This window comes from Rhodopseudomonas sp. G2_2311 (assembly GCF_047501505.1).
Taxonomy (GTDB): Bacteria; Pseudomonadota; Alphaproteobacteria; order Rhizobiales; family Xanthobacteraceae; genus Rhodopseudomonas; species Rhodopseudomonas palustris_H.
In genome coordinates this window covers 80,387-107,314 of the sequence record NZ_JAZDRK010000010.1, presented here as the reverse complement: position 1 = coordinate 107,314, position 26,928 = coordinate 80,387, and the positions used below count along the sequence as shown (strand labels likewise).

The following is a 26,928-nucleotide window of genomic DNA, read 5'->3' as shown; positions in this document are numbered from 1 at the left end:
GCGCATCCACGCGCGAGGAGCGAGCGCTTTCCCTTTATCGGAGCAAGGCCGTCACGTTCCCGGCTGCGCCGGGCGTCGTGATGGCGACCCCGCCGCGTGGCGATTTGCCGCCGGCTTCCGTTGGCATCCCTGCTCGCACCTGTACGTTGCCTCCAGCGAATCCGCTGAGCGGCGCCCGCCATCGATCGCGCTGGCCGTTTCTGTCGGCGCCGCTCGCAAGACAGTGCTCGCGATCCTGGGGAAGACGCGATGATCGAGCCGTATTGCGGATTGGCGCCGCTGCCTGCGGAGCTGATCGCCCGATGGAATCTTGATCCGGCGCTGATCGCTGCCCTGGTGGTCGGAAGCTCGGCTCATCTCGGGATGGTGACTCGATCGTCGCAGGCTACCGGTCGTAAGGCGTACGTGGCGCCCCTGCTTGGCTGGGCGCTCCTGGCCGTGCTTTTTGTCTCGCCACTATGCGCGCTGACATCGGCGCTGTTTTCGGCGCGCGTCACTCATCACGTTGTCCTGGTCGCCGTGGCGGCCCCGCTGCTCGCGCTGCCGTGGAGGCGGAGCAAGTTGGCGCACCTGCTGGCGCGGGCTTCGGCTGCTGCCTTCATTCTCCATACGGTGTTGCTGTGGCTGTGGCACGCGCCGGCACCCTACGCGGCCGCGTTGGCTGATCCCGTGGTGTTCTGGGTGATGGAGCTGAGCCTGCTCGGCAGCGCTGTGGCGCTATGGCTGGTGATTCTGTCGCCGGTCGCGCCGATCGGACGAACACTCGGGCTGCTGTTGGGATCGGTCGTGCAGATGGGGATGCTGGGCGCGGTCATCACGTTCGCGCGGACGCCGCTGTACGACGCGCATCTCGGCGTCACCACGGCGTGGGGGCTGTCGGCGCTGCAGGATCAGCAGCTCGCCGGTCTGATCATGTGGGTGCCGGCGTCGCTGCCCTATCTTGCGGTCGCGCTGGTTCTACTGGCGCGGCGGCTCGACCGCCCGATCATCGCCCATGAACCGGCCCGATGATCGCGTGGCTGAAAGTCGTTCATGTCCTGGCGCTGATGGTGTGGTGCGCCGGGCTGCTGGCGCTCCCCGGTCTGTTCGTGCACCGCAGCCGGCTTTCGGAGATCGCGGCGGCCGAACTGCACCGGCTGACCCGAACGCTGTTCATCAAGATCACATCGCCGGCGGCATTCGTGGCCGTGGTGGCGGGCACTTGGCTCCTGTTCCTCCGCGAGGCGTTCACGGCCTGGATGATGCTGAAGCTGGTCGTGGTCGGGCTGCTGGTGGTGATCCACATTCGCAGCGGCTACCTGATCCTCAATCTATTCGGCGCACATGGGCACTACGCGGCCTGGCGGCGCTGGATCATGACGACCGCGACGCTGGCTACGATCACCGGCATCCTGACGCTGGTCCTCGCCAAGCCCGAGTTGTCGCCGAACGGCCTGCCAACCTGGCTCACGCAGCCCGGCGGACTTCAGTCGTTGGTCGAGACCATCAGGCCGACGCCGTGATCGAAAACCAACTTGCCGCCGTGCCATCCGGCGAGGCCGACGAACACGGTGCCGAGCGCCGAGATCATCAACCCGACCGGCAGCACCGGGTCCTCGTTCACCAACCGCCATCCCCAATTCGCGCCGGCGATCGACACCAGCGTGACGCCTGCGACTGCATGGGTCCAGCTCGTGGTTCGCTGGCGGATGCCCTTGACCAGCAACAGCTCGGCGGTGCCGGCGATGCTGGCCGCGACGCCGAGCCAGAAAGCGAAGCCGCTCGCCCACAGTCCGGCTCGGGCCCAGAACGGATCGGCGCTCCACCAATAGAAGACGTCGCAGCCCAAGGTGGAGATCACCAGCGCGATCGGAAATGCCACCAGCATCGCGTGGACCGGATGGCCGGCGAACGCCACCACCGAACTGGTGTCGTATTCGCTGATCTCCTCGACAACGGATTTGGGCATCGCTCACCTCTTCGCTCGGTAATGCGGCGAGGACGCGCCGGTTGCATCGTTGCCGCTGCCACGATGCCGCTGGCCGGATGCGGCGGTCCACTGTCGACGCTGGACCCCGCCGGTCCATCGGCGGCGGCGATCGCGCAGTTGTGGTGGCTGATGCTCGCCGGCGCGGTGGTGCTGTTCGGTTTGGTGATGGTGCTGCTGCTGTGGGCGTTTGTTCGGCGCAGCGCTGCGCCGGACAGGCCGAAGCTGTGGCTGGCGGGTGGCGGCCTGGTGCTGCCGGTCATGGTGTTGATGCCGTTGCTCGGCTTCGGATTGTTGACCGGCGAACGGCTGCTGGCGCATCCGCGTGCCGCCGAGGTGACGCGGATCGAGGTCGAAGCGCGGCAGTGGCAGTGGACCTTCCGCTATCCGGCGACAGCCGGCGGAACGCGCGTGTCCGTGAACGAACTGCATCTGCCGGTCGGGCGTCCGGTCGACCTGCATGTTACCAGCCCCGACGTGATCCACGGCTTCTGGATCCCGCGGCTTGGCGGCAAGATCGACGCGATCCCCGGCCACATCAATGTCATCCGGCTGAGCGCCGATCGGCCCGGCAGCTATCACGGTGTCTGCGCCGAGTTCTGTGGCGGCGGCCACACGGCGATGGATTTCCGCGTCACGGCGCATGCCGACGACAGTTACCAAGGCCGCTTGGCCGAACTGCCGCGGGATCGCCGATGACGGACGGCATCGATCATCGGCCCCGGCCTCCGATCGCTGCGATCCGGCTGCACAAGCAGCTCGAAGCGGTGTGGGGTACGCCACCCGGCTGGGCTCGCCTGTCGGCGGTGAACCACAACATCGTCGGCCGGCGATTCATCCTGACGGCCTTCGTGTTCTTCGGCATCGGCGGCGTGCTGGCGATGCTGATCCGGGCGCAGCTGGCGACGCCGCGCAGCGCGTTTCTCGGTCCGGAGGTCTACAATCAAATCTTCACCATGCACGGCACGGTGATGATGTTTCTATTCGCGATCCCGATGTTCGAAGGGTTTGCGATCTACCTGCTGCCGAAGCTGCTCGGTGCCCGCGACATGGCGTTTCCCCGGCTCGGCGCCTACGGCTATTGGTGCTACCTGTTCGGCGGATCGATCCTGGTGATCGCGCTCGCGATCGGGCTGGCGCCGGATGGCGGCTGGTTCATGTACACGCCGCTGACATCGAAGACCTACAGCCCGGGCATCAACGCCGACATCTGGCTGATCGGTGTCACCTTCGTGGAAATCTCGGCAATCTCGGCGGCGATCGAGATCATCGCCACGATACTGAAGCTGCGCGCGCCCGGCATGTCGATCGACAAGATGCCGCTGCTTGCCTGGTATCTGCTGGTCACCGCCTTCATGATGCTGGTCGGGTTTCCGCCGTTGATCCTGGGCTCCGTGCTACTGGAGCTGGAGCGCGCATTCGGTCTGCCGTTTTTCGATCCGACCCGCGGCGGCGACGCGCTGCTCTGGCAGCATCTGTTCTGGCTGTTCGGCCATCCCGAGGTCTACATTATCTTCCTGCCGGCCGCCGGCATGGTGTCGACCATGCTGCCGACCTTCGCCCGACGGGAAATCATCGGCTACGGCTGGATCGTGGTCAGCGTGGTGGCGCTGGCGTTCCTCAGCTTCGGGCTGTGGGTCCACCACATGTTCACGGTCGGGATTCCGCATCTGGCGCTGGCATTCTTCTCCTCGGCCAGCACCGCGGTGGCGGTACCGACCGCGGTTCAGATCTTCGCCTGGCTCGGCACGCTGGCCGCCGGGCGGCCGCAGCTCAAACTGCCGATGCTGTATCTGCTCGGCTTCTTCTCGGTATTCGTGATCGGCGGCCTCACCGGCGTGATGCTGGCGATCGTGCCGTTCAACTGGCAGGCGCACGACACCCATTTCGTGGTCGCGCATCTGCACTACGTGCTGGTCGGCGGCTTCGTGTTTCCGATCCTGGCGGCGACCTATTATTGGCTGCCGCACCTTACCGGGCGTGTGCCGCGCCATAGCCTCGGCGCACCTGCGTTCTGGCTGATCCTGATCGGCTTCAACCTGACCTTTCTGGTGATGCACTGGACTGGCCTGCTCGGCATGCCTCGCCGGATCACCAGCTATGGCGCGGAGACCGGATGGGAGTGGCCGAACCTGCTGTCGTCGATCGGTGGATTCATCATGGCGATCGGCTTTGCGCTGTTCACGGTCGACGTGCTGATGCATTGGCGGCACGGCAAACGCTGCAATCGCAATCCTTGGGGCGCGGGCACCCTGGAATGGGCGACCGCGACTCCGCCGCCGAGCTACAATTTTGCGTCTCTTCCGCTGGTGGCGTCGCGTCTCCCGCTTGCTGAGCAGGCTGAGCTGGGCGCCAGGCTGGCGGCTGGTGCTGGTTATCTCGGCTTCGTCCGTGACCAGGCGCTGGAGACGCTCGGGGTCGACCCGATCTCGGGCCGCATCGAGCAGATTGTCCGCTTGCCGAACCGTAGCTTTCTCCCGTTGGTCAGCGCGGTCGCGACCGGTGTCTTCTTCCTGGCAGTTCTGTTCAAACTCTATCTGGTGGCGGTCGGTGCGCTGGTTGGAGTGATTGCGACGCTGCTGCTTTGGGCGCCCTCGTCCGGCGGGCGCTGCGATCGCGGGCCGCTCCCGGTCGGCAATGGCGAGACTGCGGTGCTGCACAGCGAGGCGGCCTCGCCACCCGCGCTGTGGGCGCTTTGGTTGGCGCTCGCCGCAGACGCCACGGCTTTTGCGTCCCTCGGGTTCGGGTTGCTGTTCTTGTGGGTCGTCGCCCCCAACTGGCCGCCGCCGGAGTTCCTGTCCTGGTCACCATGGGGGACGGCGCTGACCATCGCCGGGCTCGCGGTCGCACTGGCCGCCAGCCATTTGGCGACGACGCGGCGGATCCTTGCGCGCGCCAACCGGCGCGAGGCCGCGCTTGTGTTCGCCGGCCTTGGGCAGATCGCCGGGCTGGTCGGCTGCGCTGTCATTATATCGGCCGCGCCGGATCCGACGCGGCACGCCTATGCGGCCGTCACCCTGGTGATGCTGCTCTATGCCGGCCTGCACGCTGCGGTCGGGCTGATGTTTTCTGGCTTCGGCCTGTGGCGGAGCCGTGCCGGTTTCGTATCGCTGGCCCGCAGCCTCGATCTCAGGCTGGGTGCGATCTGGGCAGGCTTCACCGCCGCCATCGCCGTCACGGTGGTGCTGATGGTGTACGGCTTGCCGCTGCTGATGCGAATAACATCATGAAGCCGCGGCTTGCGCTGCTGTTGCTCCCCGCCGGCTTCGTGATCTGGGCGTCGGCCTTCACGCTGCTGTATGCGGCGCTGTCGCTTGGCTGTGCGTTCGGCTGGCAACACGATGCGATCGGCGGCGTCACGCCGTTGCGGCTGACGTTGCTTGCGATCTGGCTGGTCCATCTGGCGGCACTGGCCGGGCTGCTGATCTATTGCGTGCGACTGCGATCGGACGCGAGCGCTCGGACGTCCAGATTCTTGCGACGGGCCGCCATCGGATCGGCCGCGGCGGCCATCGCCGCAACGGTCTGGACCGGGGCCGTGATTCTTGTGGCGACGCCCTGCCTATAAAGCAAGAGATGCGTCCGACGTCACGGCGCCGGACAACAGTCAGGTTGCTACGGTGTAGGTCACTTCCGGCGTCGGTAATGTGATGGTCGGCTCCTGCGCGTCGGGGGTGAGTGACGGCTGCAGCGGCGCGCCGTCTTTTGGATGGAGCTTCAGCCGCTTGGTGGCGATTGCCACCACCTCGTCCCAGCGCGTCAGGAAGACGTCGACGCAAGCCGGGTCGAAGTGCAGGCCGCGGCCGTTCTCGAGGTGCTGTCGCGCCACCGGCAGCGGCATCGCCTCTTTATATGGGCGGGCGGTGGCCAGCGCGTCGAACACGTCGGCGACCGCGACGATCCGGGCCGCGATCGGAATTTCGTCGCCCTTCAGTTTGTTCGGGTAGCCTTTGCCGTCCCAGCGCTCGTGATGACCGACCGCGATGTCGGCGGCGAGCTGAATCAGTTCGCACCGGCTGCCGGCCAGGATCGATGCGCCGATCGTGGTGTGAGTCTGCATCACGGCGATCTCGTCCGGCGTCAGCTTGCCCGGCTTCAGCAGAATATGGTCGGGGGTGGCGACCTTGCCGACATCGTGCAGCGGCGCGGCCAGATAGATGTCGCGGCACAGCCGTTCCGGTAGTCCCAATCCTTCCGCGATCATCCGGCTGTACTTTGCAACCCTGAGAGTGTGATCACCGGTGTCGTTGTCGCGATACTCGACCGACAGCGCCAGCCGAAGAATGATCTCTTCCTCGCGCTCCTGCAGTGCGTGCGTGGCGCGCGCCACCTCGCTCGCCAGCAGCGCGGCGCGGTCGTTCAGCTTTCGGACCGCAGAGCCCAGCCGGATCATGTTGCGCAGCCGGACCTGGGTCTCCAGGCTCTTCGGCCGCTTCGGCAGGAAATCGGTCGCGCCGGCGTCCAGTGCCTGCAGCCGCACCTCGTCGCTCTCGATCGAGGTGATCATCACGATCGGAATGTCGGAGAATTTGGGGAGCGAGCGCAGCCGCCAGATCAGGCTGATGCCGTCCATATTCGGCATCTCATAGTCGGCGAAGACGATGTCGATGTCGAGATTGCGGGCGGAGGCCAGAGCCAGCACCGGATCGGTGAAGCCGATCACCTGAACCTGGCCGTCGGCTTCGATCGTCCGCTTCAAGTAGTCCAACGCGGACCGACTGTCGTCAACAACCAGTGCTTGAATGAGCATATTGTGCAACTCACAGTACGTGCGTCGAAATTCAACCTAACAGTTATCCGTTAAGTCCGAACTAAGCGTCCGTAACCTGCGTATCTTTTGATCTAATACTAAAATCGGGAATTGCCTCGTAGTTCATCGTGTCTCCAGGCCGAAGCTATGCGTCGGTCGCCATGAGGTTTGCACGAATGCAGTTTAGCGGTGCGTAGTACACTATCTTAATAATTAGACGTCACGCTTTCCTGTATCGACAAAGTAATCGCAGAGACGATGAGTCGTCTCGCGGCTGGGGATAGCAATGACGTTCAATCCCACCGAAGCGGGAGCCGCGCTTCGGCTTCCTTCCGACTGTAGTATCTCTTCCATCCGAAGTATCCACGAGACGATCCAGGAAGCGCTCGGCCGCGAAGGTCCGCTCGAGATCGACTGTTCAAAAGTGAACAGGGCCGATCTCACCTCGATCCAGCTTCTGCTGTCGACCGCCAAGACCGGAGAGGCCCAGGGCCGCCCGGTGGTGCTGACTGAGCTCTCCGAGGTCCTCCTCAACACCATTCAGCGTGCCGGCTTCGCCGGCGACGAAATAATCGACAAGCATTTCCCGCAAAAGAAAGGTGGCTCGTAATGGCCACGATCCTGACCGTCGACGATTCCCCCAGCATCCGCCAGATGATCAAGGTGACGCTCGAGCCGGCCGGCCACAGCGTCGTCGAAGCCGGCGACGGCGCCCAGGGCCTGTCGAAGGCGCAGGCCACCAAGGTCGACCTCGTCATCACCGACCTCAACATGCCGGTGATGAATGGCCTCGAACTGATCAAGGCGCTTCGCAAGCAACCCAACCTGGTCGGCCTGCCGATCGTGTTTCTCACCACCGAATCCAATGACGCGGTCAAGCAAGAGGCCAAGAGCTGCGGTGCCACCGGCTGGATCACCAAGCCGTTCAAGCCGGAGCAACTGCTCTCCGTAGTGAGCAAGCTGGTGCGGTCATGACCACGATCGATCCGGCAGCTGTCTTCCGCCAAGAGGCGGCCGAGCTGTTCGAGGTGCTGGAAGCAGCGCTGCTCGATCTCGGCCAGAATCCCGACGACCGCGAGCTGGTCGACTCCGCGTTTCGCGCCCTGCACACCATCAAGGGCTCGGGCGCGATGTTCGGGTTCGACAAGGTCGCCACCTTCACCCACGAATTCGAGACCGCGTTCGAGCGCGTCCGTAAGGGCGAGATCAAGCCGACCCAGGATCTGGTCTCGGTCGCGCTGGCCGCCAAGGATTTCATCCGCGCGCTGATCGAAACGCCGGACGAGACCGATGCGATCATCGGCGATGCGATCCTCGCCGATCTCAGCCGGTTCGTTTCGCCGACTGAGGCCGTCGAAGCACCGGTGTCGCCGGCCGTATCGGCGCCTGCGCCGACTCCGGCGGCGGAGCGCCGCCAGGTCGGCTGGCATCTCCGCTTTGAATTCGACTCCCAGATTCTGCGTAACGGGTCCAACCCGCTCGATCTGCTCGACGACCTCAGCAAGCTCGGCTCCTGCTTTGCGATGCCGCTGACCGACGGCATTCCGTTCCTCGACGAGCTGGTGCCCGAGGATTGCTATCTGAAGTGGGACGTCTCGCTGCATTCGGATTGCGACAAGGCCGCGATCGACGACGTCTTCATGTTCGTCCAGGACGAGATGCAGCTGTCGCTTGAGCCGTTGTTCGAAGGCGAAGCGCCGCAGCCAGTGCCGATGCTCGAGCTGCCGGACGTTTCCATTCTGCCGCCAGAGCCGCCGCAAGATGTGGAGGAGGCGAAGCCCGCGCCGCAGGCCGCAACGGCTCCCTCAGCCGCGCCGGCTGTGGAGCGCCGCAGCGGCGAACCCCGCCGCGCCGACGATCGCGGCATTGCCACCGTCCGGGTTCAGGCCGAACGGCTGGACGAGCTGATGGATCGGGTTGGCGAGCTGGTGATCGCTCAGGCGCGCCTGACCCAACTCGCAGCTTCCGGCAACGATATCTCGATCAAGCTGATCGCCGAAGAGATCGAACGCCTCGCCTCGAGCCTGCGCGACACCACGATGGGCGCCCGCATGGTCCCGATCGGATCGCTGTTCGGCCGCTTCCGGCGCTTGGTGCACGATCTGTCGCGCGATCTCGGCAAGCCGGTCGAGTTCATCACCTCGGGCGAGGACACCGAACTCGACAAGACGATGATCGAGTGCCTGGCTGATCCGCTCGTCCATCTGATCCGCAACGCGATCGATCACGGCATTGAAGCGCCGGCCGCGCGGGTTGCCGCCGGAAAACCGGAGCAGGGCCGGATCGAACTCGCCGCCGTGCATGCCGGCGCGCAGGTCCTCGTGACCGTGAAGGACAATGGCGGCGGGCTGAACACCGCGCGCATCCGCGCCAAGGCTGAGGAGCAGGGACTGATCGCGCCGGGCGCTACCGCCTCCGACCAGGAAATCCATCAGTTCCTATTCCACCCCGGCTTCTCGACGGCGCAGACCGTTTCGGCGCTGTCGGGGCGCGGCGTCGGCATGGATGTGGTCAAGCGCACCATCGAGAACATGCGCGGATCGATCGACCTGTCGACGGTCCCGGGTGACGGCACCACCGTCACGCTGCGCCTGCCGCTGACGCTGGCGATCATCGAAGGTCTGCTGATCCGCGTCGGCAGCGGCCGCTACATCATTCCGCTGTCCGCGGTGGAAGAGTGCGTCGAACTCACCGCCGAGGACGAGCGCTCGCGCAGCCGCAACTTCCTCAACGTCCGCGGCAATCTCGTGCCGTTCCTGCGCCTCCGCCAAATCTTCGACGCGGACGGCGAACCGGACCAGCACCAGAAGACGATCATCATTTCGACCGGCGAGACCCGCGTCGGTCTGGTGGCCGATCAGATCATCGGCAACCACCAGACCGTCATCAAATCACTGTCGAAGCTGCACTCCGACGTCACGATGTTCTCCGGCGCCACCATCCTGGGTGACGGAACGGCAGCGCTGATCCTCGACGTCGTGCAACTCGTCGGCCTCGCCCAAGCCCAGTCCGAAAAGCAGATCAGCGAGGCCGCCTGATGAGTAACGATTGGGTTCAAAGCGCAACCGACGGCGATGCCGACGCGATGCAGGTGGTGATGATCGGACTCGGCGACGAGAAGTTCGCGATCGACGCCGGCCTCGTCCGCGAGATCATCGATCCGATCCCGGCCACCAAGGTCGCCGGCGCAAAGGCGTTCGTGCCGGGGGTGATCAACGTCCGCGGCAATGTCATTCCGTTCGCCGACCTACGCATCCGCTTCGGCATGCCGGTGCAGACCCACACGCCCGACAGCCGCATCGTGGTGCTCGAAGTCCGCCTCGACAACGAGGCGGTGCTGGTCGGCGTCAGTGCCGACCGCGTCTACGAAGTCACCGAGATCTCGCGCACCGACGTACAGCAGACCCCGCGTGTCGGCATGCATTGGAAGCCGGAATACATCCGCTTCATCACCAAATGGCGCGAGGAATTCGTCGTCGTGCCGAACATGGAACGGATCCTGAATTGAGCGCCCTCGGTCAGACATCCGGCAGTACGTGCCGCCAACAAGCGTTGAAGTGAGGAAGACATGGCCGAAACCGCGCAATATCTGACGCTCGGACTCGCCGGAGAAACGTTCGGAATGGCGATCCGCAACGTTCGCGAAATCCTCGATATGCGGCCGATCTCCCGGCTGCCGCACGCGCCGGAGTTCATGCTCGGCATGATCGACGTGCGCGGGACCGGCTATCCGATTCTTGATCTTCGGCTGAAGCTCGATCTGCCGGCGGTGCCGCCGACCGAGGCGACCCGCATCATCATTCTCGACGTGCCCGTCGCCGGCCGCGTCGTCGGCGTCGGCTTCGTCGCCGACTGTGTCTACGAAGTCACCGACATCGAGGAGAGCTCGCTGGAGCAGGTCCCCGACGTCGGCGGCAAGTGGAAGTCGGACTACATCGCCGGCATCGGTCGCAAAGGCGATCGCTTCGTCATCATCTTCGATCTGGCGCGCCTGATGGCCGGCACCGACGTGTCGGCCGGCGCAGCCGTGGCCCCGTCTAACGATCTGGCAGCCTAGGCCGCCGGTTCGGATCTGTTGTTGCGTGAGTTTGATTCAAAAAACGTCGACCCGAAGGAACGTCGAAAATGAGACTGACTGTGAAACTAAAGCTGGCCAGCGCTTTCGGCGTTGTGATCCTGCTGTCCGCGATCGCTGGTGCGCTCGCATATTCGAAGCTTAGTGAAATGGCCGCGACGACGACGGTTCTGTCGGCGGCAGCGGAGCGCATGGACAAAGCAAGTCATCTCAAGGAATTGCTGCTGCAGCAGGTTCGTGCCGAAAAGAACGCCATTCTCTCGAGCGCGGAGAGCGAGGTTGATCGTTACGTTGCGGAAATCGCCAGCATTCGCGCAAAGCTGATGCAGACGCGGGATGAAGTCCACGCTGGCGCTACTGAGAATGGCAAGAGGATTCTCGATAAGTTCGCTGGATTATATCCGCGACTTAACAGCAGTCAGGATCAGACACTCCGCGCCGCTAAATCCGACAAGGCGAAAGCAACCGAACTGTCGACGACAGAGGTTCGAAAGGCAGTCGTCGACGCGACCGCCGTTCTCGACGAGTACATCACCTACGTCCGGAAGGTCATGTCCGATCGGTCGGAGCAGGCCAAGGAGGACGGTGCGCGAGCCCAGCTCATGCTGATCAGCCTTGTCGTTGCCTCGCTGGTAATTGCACTGATTGCCGCAACTTGGATCGCGCTCAACATCAGCCGCGGTCTGTCGCGGGCGGTGGAACTCGCCAACGCGGTGGCGATCGGCGATCTCAGCCAGAAGATCGACGTCTCCAGCGACGACGAAGTCGGCGATCTGGTGAAGTCGCTGAACGCGATGACCGCCAACCTGAATGCCACCGCCGCTGTCGCCAACGAGATCGCCGAGGGCAACCTCACCGCCGACGCCAAGCGCCTGTCCGACAAGGACACCCTCGGCATCGCGTTGGAGCAGATGATCCACAAGCTGCGCCAGATCGTGTCGGAAGCGCTCACTGCGGCTCAGAACGTGTCCGCCGGCAGCCAGGAACTGTCGGCCAGCGCCGAGCAGCTGTCGCAGGGCGCCACCGAGCAGGCGTCGTCGGCTGAAGAAGCCTCCTCGTCGATGGAAGAGATGGCGGCGAACATCAAGCAGAACGCCGAGAATGCCAACCAGACCGAAAAGATCGCCGCGCAGTCCGCCAGGGATGCCGAAGCCAGCGGCGCCGCCGTCGGCCGAGCCGTTCAGGCGATGCAGACGATCGCCGAGAAGATCACCATCGTGCAGGAGATCGCTCGCCAGACCGACCTTCTGGCGCTCAACGCCGCGGTCGAAGCCGCCCGCGCCGGCGAACACGGCAAGGGCTTCGCGGTGGTCGCTTCGGAAGTCCGCAAGCTCGCCGAGCGCAGCCAAGCCTCGGCGACCGAAATCGGCGAACTGTCCGGCGAGACCGTGAAGGTCGCGCAGGAAGCCGGCGAAATGCTCGCCAAGCTGGTGCCGGACATCAAGAAGACCTCGGAGCTGGTGCAGGAGATCTCCTCGGCCTGCCGCGAACAGGATGTCGGTTCGTCGCAGATCAACCAGGCGATCCAGCAGCTCGACAAGGTCGGCCAGCAGAACGCCAGCGCCTCCGAGCAAGTCTCTTCGACCTCGGAAGAACTCGCGTCGCAGGCCGAACAGCTGCAGTCGACCATCGCGTTCTTCCGCATCGACCAGGACAAGTCGAAGGCGCATGGCGGGACGATCGACAAGGCCGTCAACCAGCTCCGTGCCAAGGCGGCCCATATGGCTTCGGTCGACCGTGGCACCAAGAAGCCGGCTGCCAAGCCGCAGCGTCAGCTCAAGGCCGCGGGCGGGGGTGGCTTCGCCTTCGCGCTCGGTGACGGCGAAGACGATCGCGACGCTGACTTCCAGCGCTAAGGGAGAGGCGGGGCCAGGGTCCCGCACTCCCGGGCGAAACAACGGTGAACGCCCGGGTCGGGCGTTCACCTTCGAGGAACGCCGGCAGGCCGTCGTGCCACGACGGAGCCGGTGTTGAATGCGAGACGAACGGTCGCTGGACCGAATTGACGAGTAGCTTGATGGTCCACGCCAAACGCCAGCTTTCCGACAGGCAGTTCCGTTCCCTTGCCGAGCTGATCGAAGACCAGGTCGGCATCAAGATGCCGAACGCCAAGCGTCTGATGCTCGAGGGACGGTTGCACAAACGGGTGCGGGCACTGAACTATTCGGGCGTCAGCGAGTATGTCGACAACCTGTTCGACAAGTCGGTGTTGGACGATGAGCTGACGCATCTGATCGATGTCGTCACGACCAACAAGACCGACTTCTTCCGCGAGCCGCAGCATTTCGACTTCCTGAGAACCGTCGCGGTGCCGGACCTCTTGAAGCTGCCGAACCGCAAGTCCAACGATCTGAAGGTCTGGAGTGCGGCCTGTTCGACCGGCATGGAAGCCTATACCACCGCGATGGTGCTGGACGACATGGTGCGAGCCGGGTCGCGGTTTCAGTTCCGGATCCTCGGCACGGATATTTCGACCGCCGTGCTGCGCGTCGCCACCGCGGCGATCTACAATCGCGAAGTCACAGCGCCGGTTCCGCCGCAGTTCGTCGAGCGTTATTTCCTGAGTTCGCGCGACCGCAGCCGCGACGAAGTGCGAGTGGTGCCCGAACTGCGCCGGCTGACTAATTTCACGCGGATGAACCTGATGGACACGTCCTACCCGGTAGACCGGGACGTCGACGTCATCTTCTGCCGCAACGTACTGATCTATTTCGACCGCGCGACGCAGCGCAAAGTCGTCGAGCAGCTGTGCTCGCATCTGCGGCCGGGCGGCTATCTGCTGGTCGGCCATTCCGAGTCGATGATTCACAGCGCCCTGCCGAAGTTAAGGCAGGTTCAACCAACCGTCTTTAAACTGTAGGGATGATTGGAGCGCATCAGATGGCGAAGCAGAAGATCCGGGTCCTGATCGTCGACGACTCCGCCTCGGTGCGACAGGTCCTCGGCACCATCCTGGCCGAAGACCCCGAAATCGAAGTGATCGGGACCGCGTCCGATCCGTTCGTGGCGGCCAAGCGGCTGCAGAACGAACTCCCCGACGTCATCCTGCTCGATATCGAAATGCCGCGGATGGACGGCATGACGTTCCTCCGCAAGATCATGGCGCAGCATCCGATCCCGGTGGTGATCTGCTCGTCGCTGACGCCCGAAGGTTCGGACTTGATGTTCGAGGCGCTCGAGGCTGGCGCCGTCGATATCGTGCCCAAGCCAAGGATCGATACCCGCCAGGCGCTGATGGAGAGCTCCGGCCGCCTGCGCGAAGCGATCAAGTCTGCGGCCCGCGCCCGCGTCCGCCCCCGCGCGGCTCGCAAAGTCATCGAACAGAAGCTGACGGCGGATGCGATCATCCCGCCGCCGGTCGCCGGGCGGTCGCGCCCGACCACCGAACGCATCGTCTGCATCGGCGTCTCCACCGGCGGCACCGAGGCGCTGTACGACGTGCTCGAAGTGCTGCCGCCGAACTGCCCCGGCATTCTGATCGTGCAGCACATGCCGCAGGGCTTCACCGCGGCGTTCGCCAAGCGCCTCAACGCCGGTTGCCAGATCAACGTCAAGGAAGCCGAGGACGGCGATCCGGTGCTGCCGGGCTGGGCCTATATCGCCCCCGGCGCCCGGCACATGCTGCTGGTCCGCAGCGGGCTGCGTTATCAGATCGCTATCAAGGACGGCCCGCCGGTGTCACGGCATCGTCCCTCGGCGGACGTGTTGTTTCGATCGGCCGCCCAATATGCCGGCGCCAACGCGCTCGGCATCATCATGACCGGCATGGGTGACGACGGTGCCCGCGGCCTGCTCGAGATGCGCAAACTGGGCGCCTACACCTGCGCGCAGGACGAAGAGAGCTGCGTGGTGTTCGGCATGCCGAAGGAAGCGATTGCCTGCGGCGCTGTCGAGAAGGTGGTGTCGCTGAACCAGATCCCGCGCGAGATCATGGCCTGGCAGCAAGCCAAGCAGCCTGCCTCAGCGGATTGAAGTTGTGTCCCGATTGAAACATCCGATTGCCGACGCCGTTGCGTCGATTGAGCTCGTTGCATCCCGAATTGAGACTACCTTCGCCCAGGTCGGCGGGCAGCTCGGCGAAGGCCATGGCATCTTTCAAGGGCTCAATGAGGCCCTGACCGACCTCGCGCGCGAACTGTCGTCGGCGCAGATCGAAGGCGCGTCCGGCGCGCTGCGCGATATCGCGGGCCGCCTGAAGAGCCTCGCCGATACGCTGCCGGCGGAAAGTGCGCTGCTCGATCAGCTGCGTCGCAGCGTGGCCGAGGCAGGCTCGCTGCTGAAGCAATTGCTCAAGCACGTCGAGATGATCACCACGATCGCGCGCAGCGCCAAGATCGAGTCGGCCTCGCTCGAGGGCGATCGCGAAGGCTTCATTGCGTTCACCCGCGAGGCGTACGATCTCGGCAAGGCCGTGCAGTCGTCGATCGAGGCCTGCGTCAAGGATCAGCAACTGCTGGCGGCGGCGGTGGAAACCACCTGGGGCCGGCAAAGCGAATTCGAGCGGCGCTACCGGCCGCAGCTCGGTGCCTCCGGCGGCGAATTGATGTCGGCGTTTTCCGATCTCGGCCGCCAGCGCAACGACAGCGTCGGCGTCGCCGAGCTGGCGGGCAGCAGTGCGCGCACCATCAGCGAGGTGGTTGGGCGCTCGATCATCTCGCTGCAGGCAGGCGATAGTACGCGTCAGCGCCTGGAGCATGTCTGCGAAGGCCTGCGGCGCGCTGCCGAACCGGAGCCGACCTTGGTGCCGGACATGACCGAGGTTCAGCCGCTGCCCCGGCTGCTGGTCAATCTCGAAGCGGTGCAGCTCCACGACACCCAACAGGAATTCGACGCCGGAATCGGCGACATCGTCCGGGCGCTGTCGACGATTCTCACCGAAGTCGCGACGCTGGTCGAAAAGGGCCGGTCGCTGCATGGCGGCCGGGAGGGCGGTTCGGCCTCGTTCTTGTCGCGGGTGCGGCAGACTCTCGCCCAGGCCTCCAGCCTGATCGCGATGTGCGAAGACGGCGGGCGCTCGATCGACGAGGCGCTCAGCGTAGTCGAAAACACGCTGGAGAAGTTTCGCGAGGCGATCGCCAATCTGTCGGACTCGGTGGTCGACATCTCGCTGATCGGCATGAATGCCGGGCTTCGCGCCGGCCATCTCGGCGCCAAAGGTCGCGCCTTCGTGGTGATCGCGCATGAGATGAAGTTGACCGCCGACCAGATGACCGGGGCGGCGGCCCGGCTGAGGCCTCTGCTGAGCGAGATCGCCAAGGTCGGCGACGACCTTCGCAAGTCCCGCGTGAGCAGCGATCAGACCAAGCTGACCAGCATGGAGAATGCCATTCTCCAAACCCTGCACGACGTCGAGGCCGGCAACGACCGTCTCGGCGGACTGATCGGCCGGCTGATCGAGGAAGGTGCCAAGTTCGACGCGGTGATGAACGGCGCCCGCGAACAGATGACATCGCTTGCCTCCAGCGCCTCGACGCTGCCGGCGGTAGCAAAATGCCTTGAAGAAGCCGGGGGCGATCTGGGCCGGGCTTCCTTCAGCCATCAGGACGAAGCCGTGCTCGATGAGCTCTACGTTCGCTACACGATGGAGCGCGAGCGCGACGTCCATCGTCAGTTCCTGCTGCCGTTCGGAATCGCCACCAAGCAGGCGGCGCCCGCCGCAACCGATTGCGATTTCGAGTTGTTTTAGCGTTTAGCGCTTCTTCTTTGCTCCGCCCGACGGCCCCGCCTTGCTAATATGACACTCTGTCCCGTCTCCCGTCGGGCCGGACTGGTTATTTCTGATCTGTGTCATCACGGTTTCAGCGCAAATCAGCTTTGATTAGCTGATCGATGCGGGCGGTACCCTGGGGCGGGGTCGGGATGACGCAGGTAGTTTACGGGGTCTGGGACGGTGTAGCCTACGACGCACGAGCCGGCGCGGCCGAGGCGCGGGCGGCGGACTACGCGCTGGCGAACTTCGATGAGTTCGACGAGGGTAACGCGATCCGCGCCTTTATCGCCGACCGCGGATTCTTCGTATTCGATCCCACGGTTTCGCTGGTCGATGCGTTATTCCATTACCTGAAAGCCGCCGCCGAACAATCCTGCGGTGCCTGCACACCCTGCCGGATCGGCACGGTGCTGATCCGCGATGGGCTCGATCAGATGCGTCGCGGGCTGGATGCCGCGCTGACGCTCGACGACATCGTGATGCTCGGCGAGCAGATCCGGCAGACCTCGCTGTGCGGGCTGGGGCAGACCTGCGCGGTCGCGCTGCTGGCGGCGCTGCGGGATTTTCGCGAACGGATCGAACAGGAGCTGGCACAGCACCGGCCGATCCCGGCGCAGCACGGCATGGCCTATGTGACGGCGCCGTGTATCGAGGCCTGTCCCTCCAAGGTCAACGTGCCGCGCTACATCGACTACATCCGCGACGGCAAGCCGGAGAACTCGCTCGGCGTGCTGCTGCAGAAATACCCGATGGCGGCGACCTGCGGCCGGGTCTGCGTCCGCTATTGCGAGCAGGCGTGCCGGCGCAAATTCGTCGACGAAGCCGTCGGCATCAAGACGCTGAAGCGCTACGTCGCCGACCAGCAGAGCGGCCCGCACGCGCTGAAATTTACCCGCGACATGATCCGCAAGCCGCTCGCCGACGGCATGCGGGTGGCGGTGGTCGGCGCCGGCCCGGCCGGCATCTCCTGTGCCTATCACCTGCTGCTGCGCGGCTATCACGTCGACGTCTTCGACAAGGCCAGCCAGGCCGGCGGCATGGCGCAGATAGGCATCCCGAGCTACCGGCTGCCCAAGGATACGCTGGCGCTTGAGACCGACATCATTGTCGACCTCGGCGGCCGGTTCCTGTTCGATCAGCGCCTCGGCCGTGACTTCTCGATCGACGACCTGTTTGCGCGCGGCTACCGCGCGGTGTTTCTGGGTCTCGGCTGTCAGCAGGGCGCCCGGCTCGGCGTTACGGGCGAAGACAATGCCCACGCCGGGTACTTCAGCGGCATCGACTTCCTGCTCAAGGTTCACGACCACGTCGACGGCATCGCGCCATTGGCGCTGAGCGGCGAAGTGGTGGTGGTCGGCGGCGGCAATGTCGCGATGGACTGCGTGCGGTCGGCGATCCGCCTCGGGGCCGAGAAGGTCCACGTCGTCTATCGCCGCACCGTCGCCGACATGCCGGCCGATCCGGCCGAGATCGAAGCCGCCCGCGCCGAAGGCGTCGAGTTTCACGTCCTCAGCGCGCCGGCCGAGATCGTCATCGAGCACGGCAAGGTCACCGGCGTGGTGCTGACCAAAATGCAGGCGAGCGAGCCCGATGCCGGCGGGCGGCGGTCGGTGAAGCCGATCCCGGGCAGCGAGACGGCGATGCGCTGCGACGTGCTGATCGCCGCGATCGGCCAGCAGGTCGAAGACGGTCCGCTGATCGAGAGCGACGGCATCGCGTTCGACCGCTGGCGCTGCGTCGCGACCGATCGGGTGTTGGCCACCTCGCGGCCGGGCGTGTTCGCCGGCGGAGATTGCGTCACCGGTCCGTCGACGCTGGTCTATGCGATGGCCGCCGGCCTGAAGGCGGCGCGCAACATCGATGACTGGATCCAGCGCGGCTCGGTACGGTTCTTCAAGCGGTCGCGGATGCGCAAGCTGATCGCCGACAACCATATGCTGGCCAACGAGATCGTCGAAGCGCCGGTTCGCAACGCCTACCGGGTGCACAATCCCGAAATCGATCCCGAGCTGCGCAAGCACATGTTTGGCGAGGTTGAACAGACCATCGACGCCCGCGCCGCCTACGCGGAGACCCAGCGCTGCATGCGCTGCTATCGCGTCTATTCCGTCGTCACCAAGCATCCGATCCCGGAAGGAGCGGCTTGAAGCGATGTGCACGCCCGATCAGGCCAGCCAGTCCGCCCGCGATCCCGCCGAAGCGACAATCACGCTCTCGATTAACGGCGTCGCCTGCGCCGGCTTTGCCAACGAGACCATCCTGTCCTGCGCGCGGCGCTATGACGTCTACATCCCGACGCTGTGCGAATTGGAAGACATCGATCATGCCCCCGGTGCCTGCCGGGTGTGCCTGGTCGAGATCCTGCAGGCCGGCAAGGACACGCCGCAGATCGTCACCGCCTGCAATACGCCGGTGCGTGACGGCATGGAGGTGCAGACCCGCTCCAAGAAGGCGCGCGACATGCAGCGCCTGCAGGTCGAATTGCTGATGGCCGATCATCTGCAGGATTGCGCCACTTGCATCCGCCACGGCAGCTGCGAGCTGCAAGATCTGGCGCAGTTCGTCGGGCTGCAGCAGAACCGGTTCTTCGATCGCGAGCGGACCGAGGCGCGCCCGGTCGATCAAAGCTCGCCCGCGATGGTGCGCGATATGCGGCGCTGCGTCCGCTGCCAGCGCTGCGTCGCGATCTGCCGCTATCACCAGAAGATCGACGCGCTGGCGATCGAAGGCAGCGGGCTGGAGCGGATGGTGGCGCTGCGCGACGCCGACGGCTACCCGAATTCGGTGTGCGTTTCCTGCGGCCAATGCGTGCTGGTGTGTCCGACCGGTGCGCTCGGCGAGCGCGACGAGACCGACCGGGCGCTCGACTACATCTGCGATCCGAACGTCGTCACCGTGGTGCAGTTTGCCCCCGCCGTGCGGGTGGCGTTCGGCGAAGAATTCGGCCTGCCGGCCGGCACCAACGTCGAAGGCCAGATCATCGCCGCCTGCCGCAAGCTCGGCGTCGACGTCGTGCTCGATACCAACTTCGCTGCCGACGTGGTGATCATGGAGGAGGGCGCCGAGCTGCTGACGCGGCTGAAGCAGGGGCGGCGGCCCACCTTCACCTCATGCTGTCCGGCCTGGATCAACTTCGCCGAGATCCACTATCCGGACGTGCTGCCGCTACTGTCTTCGACCAAGTCGCCGCAGCAGGTGCTGTCGACGATCGCCAAGAGCTATCTGCCCGAACAGCTCGGCGTGCCGGCCGAGCGCATCCGGGTGATCTCGATCATGCCGTGCATCGCCAAGAAGGACGAGGCGGTGCGGCCGCAGATGGTTCACGACGGGCAACCCGAGACCGACCTGGTGCTGACCACCCGCGAATTCGCCCGTCTGCTACGCCGCGAGGGCATCGACCTGAAGGACCTGCCGTCGTCGCAGTTCGACCGTCCGTTCCTCAGCGCCTATTCGGGCGCCGGTGCGATCTTCGGCACCACCGGAGGTGTGATGGAAGCGGCGGTGCGGACTATCTACGCGCTGGTCAACGGCCGCGAACTGGACCGGATCGAGCTGACGCAGCTTCGCGGCTTTGAAGGCCTGCGCGAGGCCGTTGTCGATCTCGGCGGCCCGGTCGGCGAGGTCAAGGTCGCGATGGTTCACGGCCTCGGCGATACGCGCCGCCTAGTGGAGTCGGTGCTGAGCGGCGAGGCGAACTACGATTTCATCGAGGTGATGGCGTGTCCGGGCGGCTGCGTCGACGGCGGCGGATCGCTGCGTTCGAAGAAGCAGTATCTGCCGCTCGCGCTGAAACGGCGCGAGACCATCTACAATGTCGACCGCGCTGCCAAGGTCCGGCAGTCGCACAACAATCCCCAGGTGCAGGCGCTGTATCGCGAATTGCTGCAGGCGCCGAATTCGGAGATCGCGCACCGGCTGCTGCACACCCACTACGCCTCGCGCAAACGCGAGCTGCAGCACACCGTCAAGGAGATCTGGGACGATCTCACCATGAGCACGATCCTGTACTAACGGAGAGCGCAAAGGATGTCGCCGCCACAGCATCTGGTCCCCAATCGGCGCGATGTGGTGCGCGGTCTTGCGGCACTGCCAGCGCTGGGACTGACGCGGACGTTCGCCGCGGAGCCGCTGACGCTGTGGGGAATTCCGGCGACGCCGTCGGCGCTGTTCGTCCGCGCGGTCGCGTCGGAGCGGCTGCAGCAGATTGCGCCCGGGATTCGCTTTCAGCTCTGGAAGAGCACCGACCAGATGCGCGCCGGGATTGCGTCGGGACAGTTCCGGCTGTTCGCGACCTCGACCTACGCGGCGGCCAATTTCTTCAACCGCGGCGCCGGGACGCGGATGCTGAACGTCGTCACCTGGGGCGTGCTCTACGTGATGGCCCGCGATCCGGCGATCAAGTCGGTCGCCGATCTCGCCGGCCGCAGCATTCTGCTGTCGAACAAGAATGAAGCGCCCGATCTGTTGTTTCGGCTGGTGCTGCGCTGGGCCGGACTCAATCCAGACCGCGACGTCCGCTGCGAATATGTCGGCTCGCCCGGCGAGGCGGTGCCGCTGTTTCTCGCCGGCCGCGGCGACGTCGCCGTGTTGCACGAGCCTGCCGCCACCACTGCGCTGCTCCGCGCCAGGCAGGACGGCAAGCCGCTCTATCGGGTGTTGGATATCGCTGAACTTTATGGCCGCCACACCGGGCGCGGGCCCCGGATTCCGCAAGTCGGACTCGCGGTCAGCGCCGAGCTGCTGCACTCTCAGCCCGAGGTCGTCGCTGCGGTGCAGGCCGCCTGCGTCGAAGCGAGTAGCTGGATTGCGGCACATCCGCGCGAGGCCGCCGAGCTGGCCGCGCCGGCGCTCGGCCTGCCGGCCGCAGTGATCGCCGCGTCATTGCCCCATGTCGGCCTCGATGTCGTTCCGGCGCGCCAGGCGCGTGACGACATCGAAGTGTACTTCAAGAATTTGATGGAGCTTGATCCCGGCGTCGTCGGCGGCCGGCTGCCGGACGCGGCGTTCTATGCGGAGTAGCGCGCGGATTTCGTGGGCTTGGAGCCTCGTCGGCATCGCGCTGCTGCTGGCGCTGTGGGAGATTGGCCATCGGGCGTATGGGCCGCTGGTCCTGCCGGGGCTCGGCGACACGGCGCTGACGCTGTGGCGGATGATCCGGGCTGGGCAGGTCGGGCCGGCGCTGCTCGAGACCGCCGGCAATGCCGGGCTTGGCTGGATCATCGGCGTTTTGCTTGGCTCGTGTGCCGGGATGCTTGCCGGCCTGCGCGAAGAAGCGCAGCGCGCGCTGCAGCCGGTCGCGATCATCCTGCTCGGGGTCCCGGCGATCGCCTGGGTGGTGATGGCGCTGCTCTGGTTCGGCGGCCGCTGGGCGGTGGTGGTGACGGTCGCGGCCGCGACCGGTCCGATGCTGTTCGCCGCGGCGCTGGAGGGCGTCCGCAGCCTGGACGGCATGCTGGCCCGGATGGCGCGGGTGTACCAGGTGCCGCTATCGGCGCGGCTGACCGAAGTGTATGGGCCGCAGCTGCTGAGCCATCTGTTCCCCGCGCTGGTGACGACGCTGGCGATGTCCTGGAAGGTCGCGGTGATGGCCGAGCTGCTCGCCGGCGCCGGCGGGATCGGCGATGGTCTGGCCACCGCGCGCGCTCATGTCGACACCGCCGAAACCATGGCCTGGGTGGTGGTCGTGGTTGGCGTGCTGATCGTGGTCGATGCCGGCGTGTTGCAGCCGCTGCAGCGCCGGTTGTGGCTATGGCGCGACGACGAGCGGAGCGGCGGTCGATGAGCGAGCCGCTGCTGCAGTTCCGCGGTGTGCGGTTCGGCTATCAGGCGCCGGTGCTGCGCGGCATCGATCTCGACGTCGAGGCAGGTTCGATCACCGCGGTGATGGGGCCGTCCGGGAGCGGCAAGAGCACGCTGCTGGCGCTCGCCGCCGGGCTCTTGAGGCCGGACGACGGGGCCGTGCACCGCCGCAGCACGCGGCTAGGCATGGTGTTTCAGGATCCCGCGTTGCTGCCGTGGCGCACCGCGCTCGACAACGTGGCGTTTCCGCTGATCGCGCTTGGCCCACCCAAGCGCGAGCGCCGCGAACGCGCACGGGCGATGCTCGCGAACGTGGGCCTGTCCGGCGACGATGCCGACAAATATCCGCGCCAGCTCTCCGGCGGGATGCGGCAGCGGGTGGCGCTGGCGCGCGCGTTGGTGATCGAGCCGGATCTGCTCCTCTGCGACGAGCCGTTCAGCGCACTCGACGCGCTGGTGCGCGCCGAGCTGTGGCGGATCGTGCGGGACATCCATGCGCGCCGCGGACTGACGATGCTGATCGTTACCCATGATGGCCCGGAGGCGATGCAATGCGATCGCCTCGCCATCCTGTCGGAAGGCCGCCTCGAACAAGTCGGTGCGCCAGCCGAGATCCTGCGTCATCCGGCCAGCGACGTCGTGCGAACTTTCGTGGCGGCCGCCACCGGCAACTGACCGCCTCACTCGCGCGGCGGTGAGTGCGCGCCGTTGGCAAGGAAGAACAGTTCGACCAGACGCCCCTTTTTGCCGGACAGCGCGAAGATGCACTCCGGCGACTCGGCGTCGAGTTCGGCGATCGGCACCTTGGCGATACGGTCGACCCGGCTGGAGCCGTGCTCCCACATGAAGCCGACGCCGAGATGGTTGGCGACCGCCTCCAGCATGCCCTCGCGGGTGTTGACCACGATCGACGGGACCGGCCGCAGGCCGGCGGCGCGGAATGCGCGATCGACGGCGCGCTGTGTTGAAGAATCGCGGGTGCGGAACACCAGCGGATAGCGCATCAGCTCGGCGATCGAGACCTGCGGCTTCTTCTTCAGCGGATGGGTCGGATGACACAGCGCCACGACGCGCTGCTCCAGGCAGATCTCGCGGCGGAAGCGCCGGTCGGCCGGCACGTCCGGCAGTACACCGATGTCGACGCGCTGATCGACCACGGCGGCGACGATCGCCGACCAGCTTCCGATTTCGATCGCGATCTGCACCTTGGGGTACATCTGCTTGAAGGTTGCGATCAGCGCCATGCCGGGCATCGAGTTGCCGAGCCCGACGCGCAGTTCGCCGCCGGCCAGCTCCTCGCGTTGCGACAGGATCGACAGCGCATCGGTCTCGACCGCCTGCATCCGGCTGGTGGCACCGTAGAGTTGCCGGCACAGCGAGGTCGGAATCAGATTGGCGCCATGGCGCTCGAACAGCGTCACGCCGAACTCACCTTCGAGCTCGCGCACCGATTGTGCCACCGCCGATTGCGTCACGCCGATCCGCCGCGCCGCGGCTGCAAAGCTGCCGGCATCGAAAACGGCGTTGACGGCGCGCACCCGCGCCGACGTCAGAGCCATCCTGCTCACGTCTCCGCATCACCAGGAAACCTGGTGAGGGTCATAAGCCAAGCTGCTGACCGTTATGTGACTGTCAGACGCTGCCCTTAACCCTGTGCCGCATCGCAACGAGGCCAGGGGACAGGTGATGGCGAAGATCGAGCTCAGCGCGATCCGCAAATCGTTCGGCGACACCGAAGTCCTCAAGGGCGTCGATCTGTCGATCCACGACGGTGAGTTCGTGTCGCTGGTCGGCCCGAGCGGATGCGGCAAGTCGACGCTGCTGCGGGTGATCGCCGGCTTGGAGCCGCAGAGCTCCGGCGAGGTGAAGATCGGCGGCGTTGCGGTCGATCACGTCCGGCCGAGCGCGCGCAACCTCGCGATGGTGTTTCAATCCTACGCGCTGTATCCGCATCTATCGGTGTTCGACAACATCGCGGTGCCGCTGCGGATGAAGCGGTTGTCGGCGCTGGAGCGGGCCCCGCTGCTCGGCCGGCTGATCCCGAACCGCTACCGAGTCGAGCGTAGCATCCGCTCCGATGTCGAGCGCGTCGCGTCGCAGCTCGAAATCTCGCCGCTGCTGACGCGCAAGCCCGGGCAGCTGTCAGGCGGCCAGCGCCAGCGGGTTGCGGTCGGCCGCGCTTTGGTGCGCGAGCCGGTCGGCTTCCTGTTCGACGAGCCGCTCTCCAATCTCGACGCCAAACTCCGCGTGCATATGCGCGCCGAAATCGCGCAGCTGCATCGCCGGCTCAAAGCGACTTTTGTCTACGTCACGCACGATCAGGCCGAGGCGATGACGATGTCCGGCCGGATCGCCGTGATGATCGGCGGCGAGCTGGTGCAGGTCGGCACGCCGAGCGACGTCTACGACAATCCGCGCGATATCCGCGTCGCCGAATTCATCGGCAGCCCCAAGATCAACGTGCTGCCGGGTGCGGTCCAGGCCGACGGCCGCATCGTGATGCTCGATCGCGTGCTGGCGGCCCGCGCCGCGGCGAGCGCCGGTCCCTGCCGTGTTGCGATCCGGCCGGAGCGTCTGAGCCTCGGCGGCGGGGATTTGTCCGGCGTCGTGGCGCACGTCGAGAACATGGGGGCCGAAGCGTTCGTGCATCTCGGCTGTGACGGACTGACCGATCCGGTGGTGATCCGGCTCGACGATCCGCTGCGGCTGCCGGCGATCGGCAGCACCCAGCGGTTCGGCTTTGCGCCCGAGGCGATCCGGCTATTCGATGCCGCCGGCAAGCGGATTGCGATCCGCACCGAAGCCTCGGTCGAGATGATCCGGGAGGTGGCTCATGTCTGAGGTCACCATGTCCGATGCCGCCGTCGCGCTGCGCGATCTCGACGCGCCTGTCACTGCGCGCGCTTCGGCCAAGCCGCGTCGCCGTGGTCGCGGCGCCGTCGCCTACGGTTTGGTCGCACCGGCGTTCACGCTGATGCTGTTGATGCTGCTGGGGCCGCTCGCCGGCGTCATCGCGCTGTCGTTCACCGATTATCAGCTCGGCGCGCCATCGTTCGCCTGGATCGGTCTTGCCAATTATCAGCAGCTGTTCGCCGATCGGGTGTTCTGGATCTCGCTGACCAATACGCTGACCTATGCGGTGATCGTGGTGCCGGGCTCGGTCGCCCTCGGCCTCGGCGTGGCGATGCTGATCGAGAGCGGCACGCATCTCCGTGCCTTCTATCGCACCATCTACTTCCTGCCGGTGATGGCGACCCTGATCGCGATGGCGATCGTGTGGGAGTTCATGCTGCATCCGCAGTTCGGTCTGGTGAACGGGCTGATCAAGATGGTCGGCCTCGCGCCGCATCCGTGGCTGCAGGATCGCGGCACTGCGCTGTACGCGCTCTGTGTGATCGGGATCTGGCAGGCGGTCGGCTTCAACATGGTGTTGTTCCTCGCCGGGCTGATGTCGATCCCGAAGCATCTCTATGACGCCGCCGAGGTCGACGGCGCGGCGAGTGCGTGGTCGCGGTTCCGGCTGGTGACGTGGCCGATGCTCGGGCCGGTGACGTTGTTCGTGGTGGTGATCACCGGCATCCGGTCGTTTCAGGTGTTCGACACTGTGCACGTCCTTACCAAGGGCGGCCCGTCGAAGTCCACCGAGGTGCTGATCCACACCATGTACATGGAAGGCTTCGAGTTTTTCCGCTCCGGCTATGCCGCCGCGGTGACCGTGGTGTTCCTCGGCCTGGTGCTGCTGCTGACCCTGGTGAAGTCGCGGCTCGCCGCCAAGCAGGTGCATTACGCATGAGCGCCGCGCGACGAAGCCTGATCCGCTCGAGCTTTCGCCACGCCGCTCTGATGTGTGGCGCCGTGCTGATGCTGGCGCCGTTCGTCTGGATGCTGTCGACCGCGTCGAAGCCGCCGGACGAAATCTACTCCAGCGATCTGCATCTGATCCCGCGCCATTTCGCGCTATGGGACAATCTCCGCACCGCGTTCGGCAAGGCCGATCTCGGCCGCTTCCTGCTCAACGGCGTGATCGTCACGGTGGCGATCTTCACCTGCCAGGTGCTGATCGCGCTGCCGGCCGCCTATGCGCTGGCTAAGCTACGCTTCCTCGGGCGCAAGGCGCTGTTCGCGCTGGTGCTGTTCGGCATCCTGATTCCGCCGCAGGCGACCGCGATCCCGGTGTTTCTGCTGCTGCATCAGCTCGGCGCGCTCGACAGCTACGCGGCGCTGGTGCTGCCGTTCACCATCTCGGTGTTCGGCATCTTCCTGATGCGGCAATTCTTCATGACCGTGCCGGACGATCTGCTCGACGCCGCGCGGATGGACGGGATGTCGGAATTCGCGATCGTCTGGCGGGTGATGCTGCCGACCGCGATCCCGGCCGTCACGGCGTTCGGCATCTTCTCGGTGGTGGCGCACTGGAACGATTATTTCTGGCCGCTGATCGTGCTCAACAGCCAGCAATATTACACGCCGCCGCTCGCGGTCGCGCATTTCCGCAATGCCGAAGCGGGCACCTCTTACGGCCCGCTGATGGCCGCGGCGCTGGTGATCATCACGCCGCTGGTGATCGCATTCCTGCTGGTGCAGCGCCGCTTCATCGAAGGCATCACGCTGACCGGACTGAAATAACC

25 protein-coding genes are annotated in these 26,928 nt (G+C 65.5%); 22 read left to right on the top strand and 3 right to left on the bottom strand.

What is annotated here, in order from left to right; translation table 11 throughout:
* Positions 1-249: 249 nt before the first annotated feature.
* Together VRZ08_RS14890 and VRZ08_RS14885 are read left to right on the top strand one after the other, a co-directional pair.
* On the top strand, positions 250-1,011 hold the full coding sequence (locus tag VRZ08_RS14890) for a cytochrome c oxidase assembly protein (RefSeq protein WP_414533038.1): 762 nt from the start codon (positions 250-252) through the stop codon (positions 1,009-1,011).
* Positions 1,008-1,502, top strand: coding sequence for a CopD family protein (locus VRZ08_RS14885; protein WP_414533037.1), 495 nt, complete (start codon positions 1,008-1,010; stop codon positions 1,500-1,502). The genes VRZ08_RS14890 and VRZ08_RS14885 overlap by 4 nt, the downstream gene beginning before the upstream one ends.
* On the opposite strand, the gene VRZ08_RS14880 is transcribed toward VRZ08_RS14885, so the two are convergent.
* A complete protein-coding gene (locus VRZ08_RS14880) occupies positions 1,466-1,948 on the bottom strand; it encodes a DUF2231 domain-containing protein (RefSeq protein ID WP_164571432.1) in 483 nt (160 codons plus the stop codon). The two genes, VRZ08_RS14885 and VRZ08_RS14880, sit on opposite strands and share 37 nt — an antisense overlap.
* Before the next feature lie 63 nt (positions 1,949-2,011).
* Between VRZ08_RS14880 and coxB the strand changes: the two genes are divergently transcribed.
* The 3 genes from coxB to VRZ08_RS14865 are packed head-to-tail and all read left to right on the top strand — an operon-like array spanning position 2,012 to position 5,534.
* Positions 2,012-2,665, top strand: a complete 654-nt coding sequence (gene coxB, locus VRZ08_RS14875) for a cytochrome c oxidase subunit II (RefSeq protein ID WP_414533036.1) — start codon at positions 2,012-2,014, stop codon at positions 2,663-2,665.
* The gene (ctaD, locus tag VRZ08_RS14870; protein ID WP_414533035.1) at positions 2,662-5,196 is read left to right on the top strand and encodes a cytochrome c oxidase subunit I; all 2,535 of its coding nucleotides are present in this window, start codon (positions 2,662-2,664) and stop codon (positions 5,194-5,196) included. The genes coxB and ctaD overlap by 4 nt, the downstream gene beginning before the upstream one ends.
* On the top strand, positions 5,193-5,534 hold the full coding sequence (locus VRZ08_RS14865; RefSeq protein ID WP_414533034.1) for a hypothetical protein: 342 nt from the start codon (positions 5,193-5,195) through the stop codon (positions 5,532-5,534). Before ctaD ends, VRZ08_RS14865 begins: the two co-directional genes overlap by 4 nt.
* Before the next feature lie 39 nt (positions 5,535-5,573).
* Here the strand turns inward: VRZ08_RS14865 and VRZ08_RS14860 are convergent, their stop codons facing one another.
* Positions 5,574-6,716: an HD domain-containing phosphohydrolase gene (locus tag VRZ08_RS14860; protein WP_414533033.1), complete on the bottom strand. Its 1,143-nt coding sequence runs from the start codon at positions 6,714-6,716 to the stop codon at positions 5,574-5,576.
* Positions 6,717-7,002: 286 nt separating this feature from the next.
* Here VRZ08_RS14860 and VRZ08_RS14855 point away from each other — a divergent pair, with 286 nt between their 5' ends.
* The 14 genes from VRZ08_RS14855 (at position 7,003) to VRZ08_RS14790 (ending at position 22,975) form a co-directional block, all read left to right on the top strand.
* Entirely contained in the window at positions 7,003-7,326 is a 324-nt protein-coding gene (locus VRZ08_RS14855; protein ID WP_414533032.1) for a lipid asymmetry maintenance protein MlaB, read from the top strand.
* Complete coding sequence (locus tag VRZ08_RS14850; RefSeq protein WP_011155711.1) at positions 7,326-7,691, top strand: response regulator; 366 nt, start codon at positions 7,326-7,328, stop codon at positions 7,689-7,691. Before VRZ08_RS14855 ends, VRZ08_RS14850 begins: the two co-directional genes overlap by 1 nt.
* Entirely contained in the window at positions 7,688-9,754 is a 2,067-nt protein-coding gene (locus VRZ08_RS14845) for a chemotaxis protein CheA (RefSeq protein ID WP_414533031.1), read from the top strand. The genes VRZ08_RS14850 and VRZ08_RS14845 overlap by 4 nt, the downstream gene beginning before the upstream one ends.
* Positions 9,754-10,224: a chemotaxis protein CheW gene (locus VRZ08_RS14840; RefSeq protein WP_414533030.1), complete on the top strand. Its 471-nt coding sequence runs from the start codon at positions 9,754-9,756 to the stop codon at positions 10,222-10,224. The genes VRZ08_RS14845 and VRZ08_RS14840 overlap by 1 nt, the downstream gene beginning before the upstream one ends.
* Before the next feature lie 60 nt (positions 10,225-10,284).
* Positions 10,285-10,773, top strand: coding sequence for a chemotaxis protein CheW (locus tag VRZ08_RS14835; RefSeq protein ID WP_263990125.1), 489 nt, complete (start codon positions 10,285-10,287; stop codon positions 10,771-10,773).
* A gap of 68 nt (positions 10,774-10,841) precedes the next feature.
* Positions 10,842-12,647, top strand: coding sequence for a methyl-accepting chemotaxis protein (locus VRZ08_RS14830; protein WP_414533029.1), 1,806 nt, complete (start codon positions 10,842-10,844; stop codon positions 12,645-12,647).
* 161 nt (positions 12,648-12,808) lie between these two features.
* On the top strand, positions 12,809-13,651 hold the full coding sequence (locus VRZ08_RS14825; protein WP_107353758.1) for a CheR family methyltransferase: 843 nt from the start codon (positions 12,809-12,811) through the stop codon (positions 13,649-13,651).
* A gap of 20 nt (positions 13,652-13,671) precedes the next feature.
* A complete protein-coding gene (locus VRZ08_RS14820; RefSeq protein WP_263990122.1) occupies positions 13,672-14,763 on the top strand; it encodes a protein-glutamate methylesterase/protein-glutamine glutaminase in 1,092 nt (363 codons plus the stop codon).
* Positions 14,764-14,767: 4 nt separating this feature from the next.
* Positions 14,768-16,477: a chemotaxis protein gene (locus tag VRZ08_RS14815; RefSeq protein WP_414533028.1), complete on the top strand. Its 1,710-nt coding sequence runs from the start codon at positions 14,768-14,770 to the stop codon at positions 16,475-16,477.
* Between the two features lie 173 nt (positions 16,478-16,650).
* Positions 16,651-18,648 carry an FAD-dependent oxidoreductase gene (locus VRZ08_RS14810; RefSeq protein ID WP_414533027.1) on the top strand — a complete coding sequence of 666 codons (1,998 nt, stop codon included), beginning with the start codon at positions 16,651-16,653 and terminating at the stop codon, positions 18,646-18,648.
* Positions 18,649-18,652: 4 nt separating this feature from the next.
* Positions 18,653-20,512: a [FeFe] hydrogenase, group A gene (locus VRZ08_RS14805; protein ID WP_414533026.1), complete on the top strand. Its 1,860-nt coding sequence runs from the start codon at positions 18,653-18,655 to the stop codon at positions 20,510-20,512.
* 15 nt (positions 20,513-20,527) lie between these two features.
* A complete protein-coding gene (locus VRZ08_RS14800; protein ID WP_414533025.1) occupies positions 20,528-21,520 on the top strand; it encodes an ABC transporter substrate-binding protein in 993 nt (330 codons plus the stop codon).
* Entirely contained in the window at positions 21,510-22,283 is a 774-nt protein-coding gene (locus VRZ08_RS14795; protein ID WP_414533024.1) for an ABC transporter permease, read from the top strand. The genes VRZ08_RS14800 and VRZ08_RS14795 overlap by 11 nt, the downstream gene beginning before the upstream one ends.
* Positions 22,280-22,975, top strand: a complete 696-nt coding sequence (locus tag VRZ08_RS14790; protein WP_414533023.1) for an ABC transporter ATP-binding protein — start codon at positions 22,280-22,282, stop codon at positions 22,973-22,975. The genes VRZ08_RS14795 and VRZ08_RS14790 overlap by 4 nt, the downstream gene beginning before the upstream one ends.
* A 5-nt stretch (positions 22,976-22,980) precedes the next feature.
* Here the strand turns inward: VRZ08_RS14790 and VRZ08_RS14785 are convergent, their stop codons facing one another.
* Positions 22,981-23,859, bottom strand: a complete 879-nt coding sequence (locus VRZ08_RS14785; RefSeq protein ID WP_414533022.1) for a LysR family transcriptional regulator — start codon at positions 23,857-23,859, stop codon at positions 22,981-22,983.
* Positions 23,860-23,986: 127 nt separating this feature from the next.
* On the opposite strand from VRZ08_RS14785, the gene VRZ08_RS14780 reads away from it, so the two are divergent.
* Genes VRZ08_RS14780 through VRZ08_RS14770 form a run of 3 tightly spaced genes read left to right on the top strand, consistent with a single transcriptional unit; the run spans position 23,987 to position 26,926 of the window.
* Positions 23,987-25,141 carry an ABC transporter ATP-binding protein gene (locus VRZ08_RS14780; protein WP_414533021.1) on the top strand — a complete coding sequence of 385 codons (1,155 nt, stop codon included), beginning with the start codon at positions 23,987-23,989 and terminating at the stop codon, positions 25,139-25,141.
* The gene (locus VRZ08_RS14775) at positions 25,134-26,093 is read left to right on the top strand and encodes a carbohydrate ABC transporter permease (protein ID WP_414533020.1); all 960 of its coding nucleotides are present in this window, start codon (positions 25,134-25,136) and stop codon (positions 26,091-26,093) included. Before VRZ08_RS14780 ends, VRZ08_RS14775 begins: the two co-directional genes overlap by 8 nt.
* A complete protein-coding gene (locus tag VRZ08_RS14770) occupies positions 26,090-26,926 on the top strand; it encodes a carbohydrate ABC transporter permease (RefSeq protein ID WP_414533019.1) in 837 nt (278 codons plus the stop codon). Before VRZ08_RS14775 ends, VRZ08_RS14770 begins: the two co-directional genes overlap by 4 nt.
* Positions 26,927-26,928: the final 2 nt, after the last annotated feature.

Bases quoted from the DNA above. Each gene is read 5' to 3' on its own strand.
- VRZ08_RS14795 (WP_414533024.1), top strand. From the start codon at position 21,510: ATGCGGAGTAGCGCGCGGATTTCGTGGGCTTGGAGCCTCGTCGGCATC.
- VRZ08_RS14860 (WP_414533033.1), bottom strand. From the start codon at position 6,716: ATGCTCATTCAAGCACTGGTTGTTGACGACAGTCGGTCCGCGTTGGAC.
- VRZ08_RS14805 (WP_414533026.1), top strand. From the start codon at position 18,653: ATGTGCACGCCCGATCAGGCCAGCCAGTCCGCCCGCGATCCCGCCGAA.
- VRZ08_RS14800 (WP_414533025.1), top strand. From the start codon at position 20,528: ATGTCGCCGCCACAGCATCTGGTCCCCAATCGGCGCGATGTGGTGCGC.
- VRZ08_RS14770 (WP_414533019.1), top strand. From the start codon at position 26,090: ATGAGCGCCGCGCGACGAAGCCTGATCCGCTCGAGCTTTCGCCACGCC.
- VRZ08_RS14835 (WP_263990125.1), top strand. From the start codon at position 10,285: ATGGCCGAAACCGCGCAATATCTGACGCTCGGACTCGCCGGAGAAACG.
- VRZ08_RS14850 (WP_011155711.1), top strand. From the start codon at position 7,326: ATGGCCACGATCCTGACCGTCGACGATTCCCCCAGCATCCGCCAGATG.
- VRZ08_RS14825 (WP_107353758.1), top strand. From the start codon at position 12,809: ATGGTCCACGCCAAACGCCAGCTTTCCGACAGGCAGTTCCGTTCCCTT.
- coxB (WP_414533036.1), top strand. From the start codon at position 2,012: ATGCCGCTGGCCGGATGCGGCGGTCCACTGTCGACGCTGGACCCCGCC.
- VRZ08_RS14780 (WP_414533021.1), top strand. From the start codon at position 23,987: ATGGCGAAGATCGAGCTCAGCGCGATCCGCAAATCGTTCGGCGACACC.
- VRZ08_RS14880 (WP_164571432.1), bottom strand. From the start codon at position 1,948: ATGCCCAAATCCGTTGTCGAGGAGATCAGCGAATACGACACCAGTTCG.
- VRZ08_RS14840 (WP_414533030.1), top strand. From the start codon at position 9,754: ATGAGTAACGATTGGGTTCAAAGCGCAACCGACGGCGATGCCGACGCG.
- VRZ08_RS14810 (WP_414533027.1), top strand. From the start codon at position 16,651: ATGACGCAGGTAGTTTACGGGGTCTGGGACGGTGTAGCCTACGACGCA.
- VRZ08_RS14855 (WP_414533032.1), top strand. From the start codon at position 7,003: ATGACGTTCAATCCCACCGAAGCGGGAGCCGCGCTTCGGCTTCCTTCC.
- VRZ08_RS14785 (WP_414533022.1), bottom strand. From the start codon at position 23,859: ATGGCTCTGACGTCGGCGCGGGTGCGCGCCGTCAACGCCGTTTTCGAT.
- VRZ08_RS14830 (WP_414533029.1), top strand. From the start codon at position 10,842: ATGAGACTGACTGTGAAACTAAAGCTGGCCAGCGCTTTCGGCGTTGTG.
- VRZ08_RS14820 (WP_263990122.1), top strand. From the start codon at position 13,672: ATGGCGAAGCAGAAGATCCGGGTCCTGATCGTCGACGACTCCGCCTCG.
- VRZ08_RS14845 (WP_414533031.1), top strand. From the start codon at position 7,688: ATGACCACGATCGATCCGGCAGCTGTCTTCCGCCAAGAGGCGGCCGAG.
- VRZ08_RS14790 (WP_414533023.1), top strand. From the start codon at position 22,280: ATGAGCGAGCCGCTGCTGCAGTTCCGCGGTGTGCGGTTCGGCTATCAG.
- VRZ08_RS14775 (WP_414533020.1), top strand. From the start codon at position 25,134: ATGTCTGAGGTCACCATGTCCGATGCCGCCGTCGCGCTGCGCGATCTC.
- VRZ08_RS14890 (WP_414533038.1), top strand. From the start codon at position 250: ATGATCGAGCCGTATTGCGGATTGGCGCCGCTGCCTGCGGAGCTGATC.
- ctaD (WP_414533035.1), top strand. From the start codon at position 2,662: ATGACGGACGGCATCGATCATCGGCCCCGGCCTCCGATCGCTGCGATC.
- VRZ08_RS14885 (WP_414533037.1), top strand. From the start codon at position 1,008: ATGATCGCGTGGCTGAAAGTCGTTCATGTCCTGGCGCTGATGGTGTGG.
- VRZ08_RS14865 (WP_414533034.1), top strand. From the start codon at position 5,193: ATGAAGCCGCGGCTTGCGCTGCTGTTGCTCCCCGCCGGCTTCGTGATC.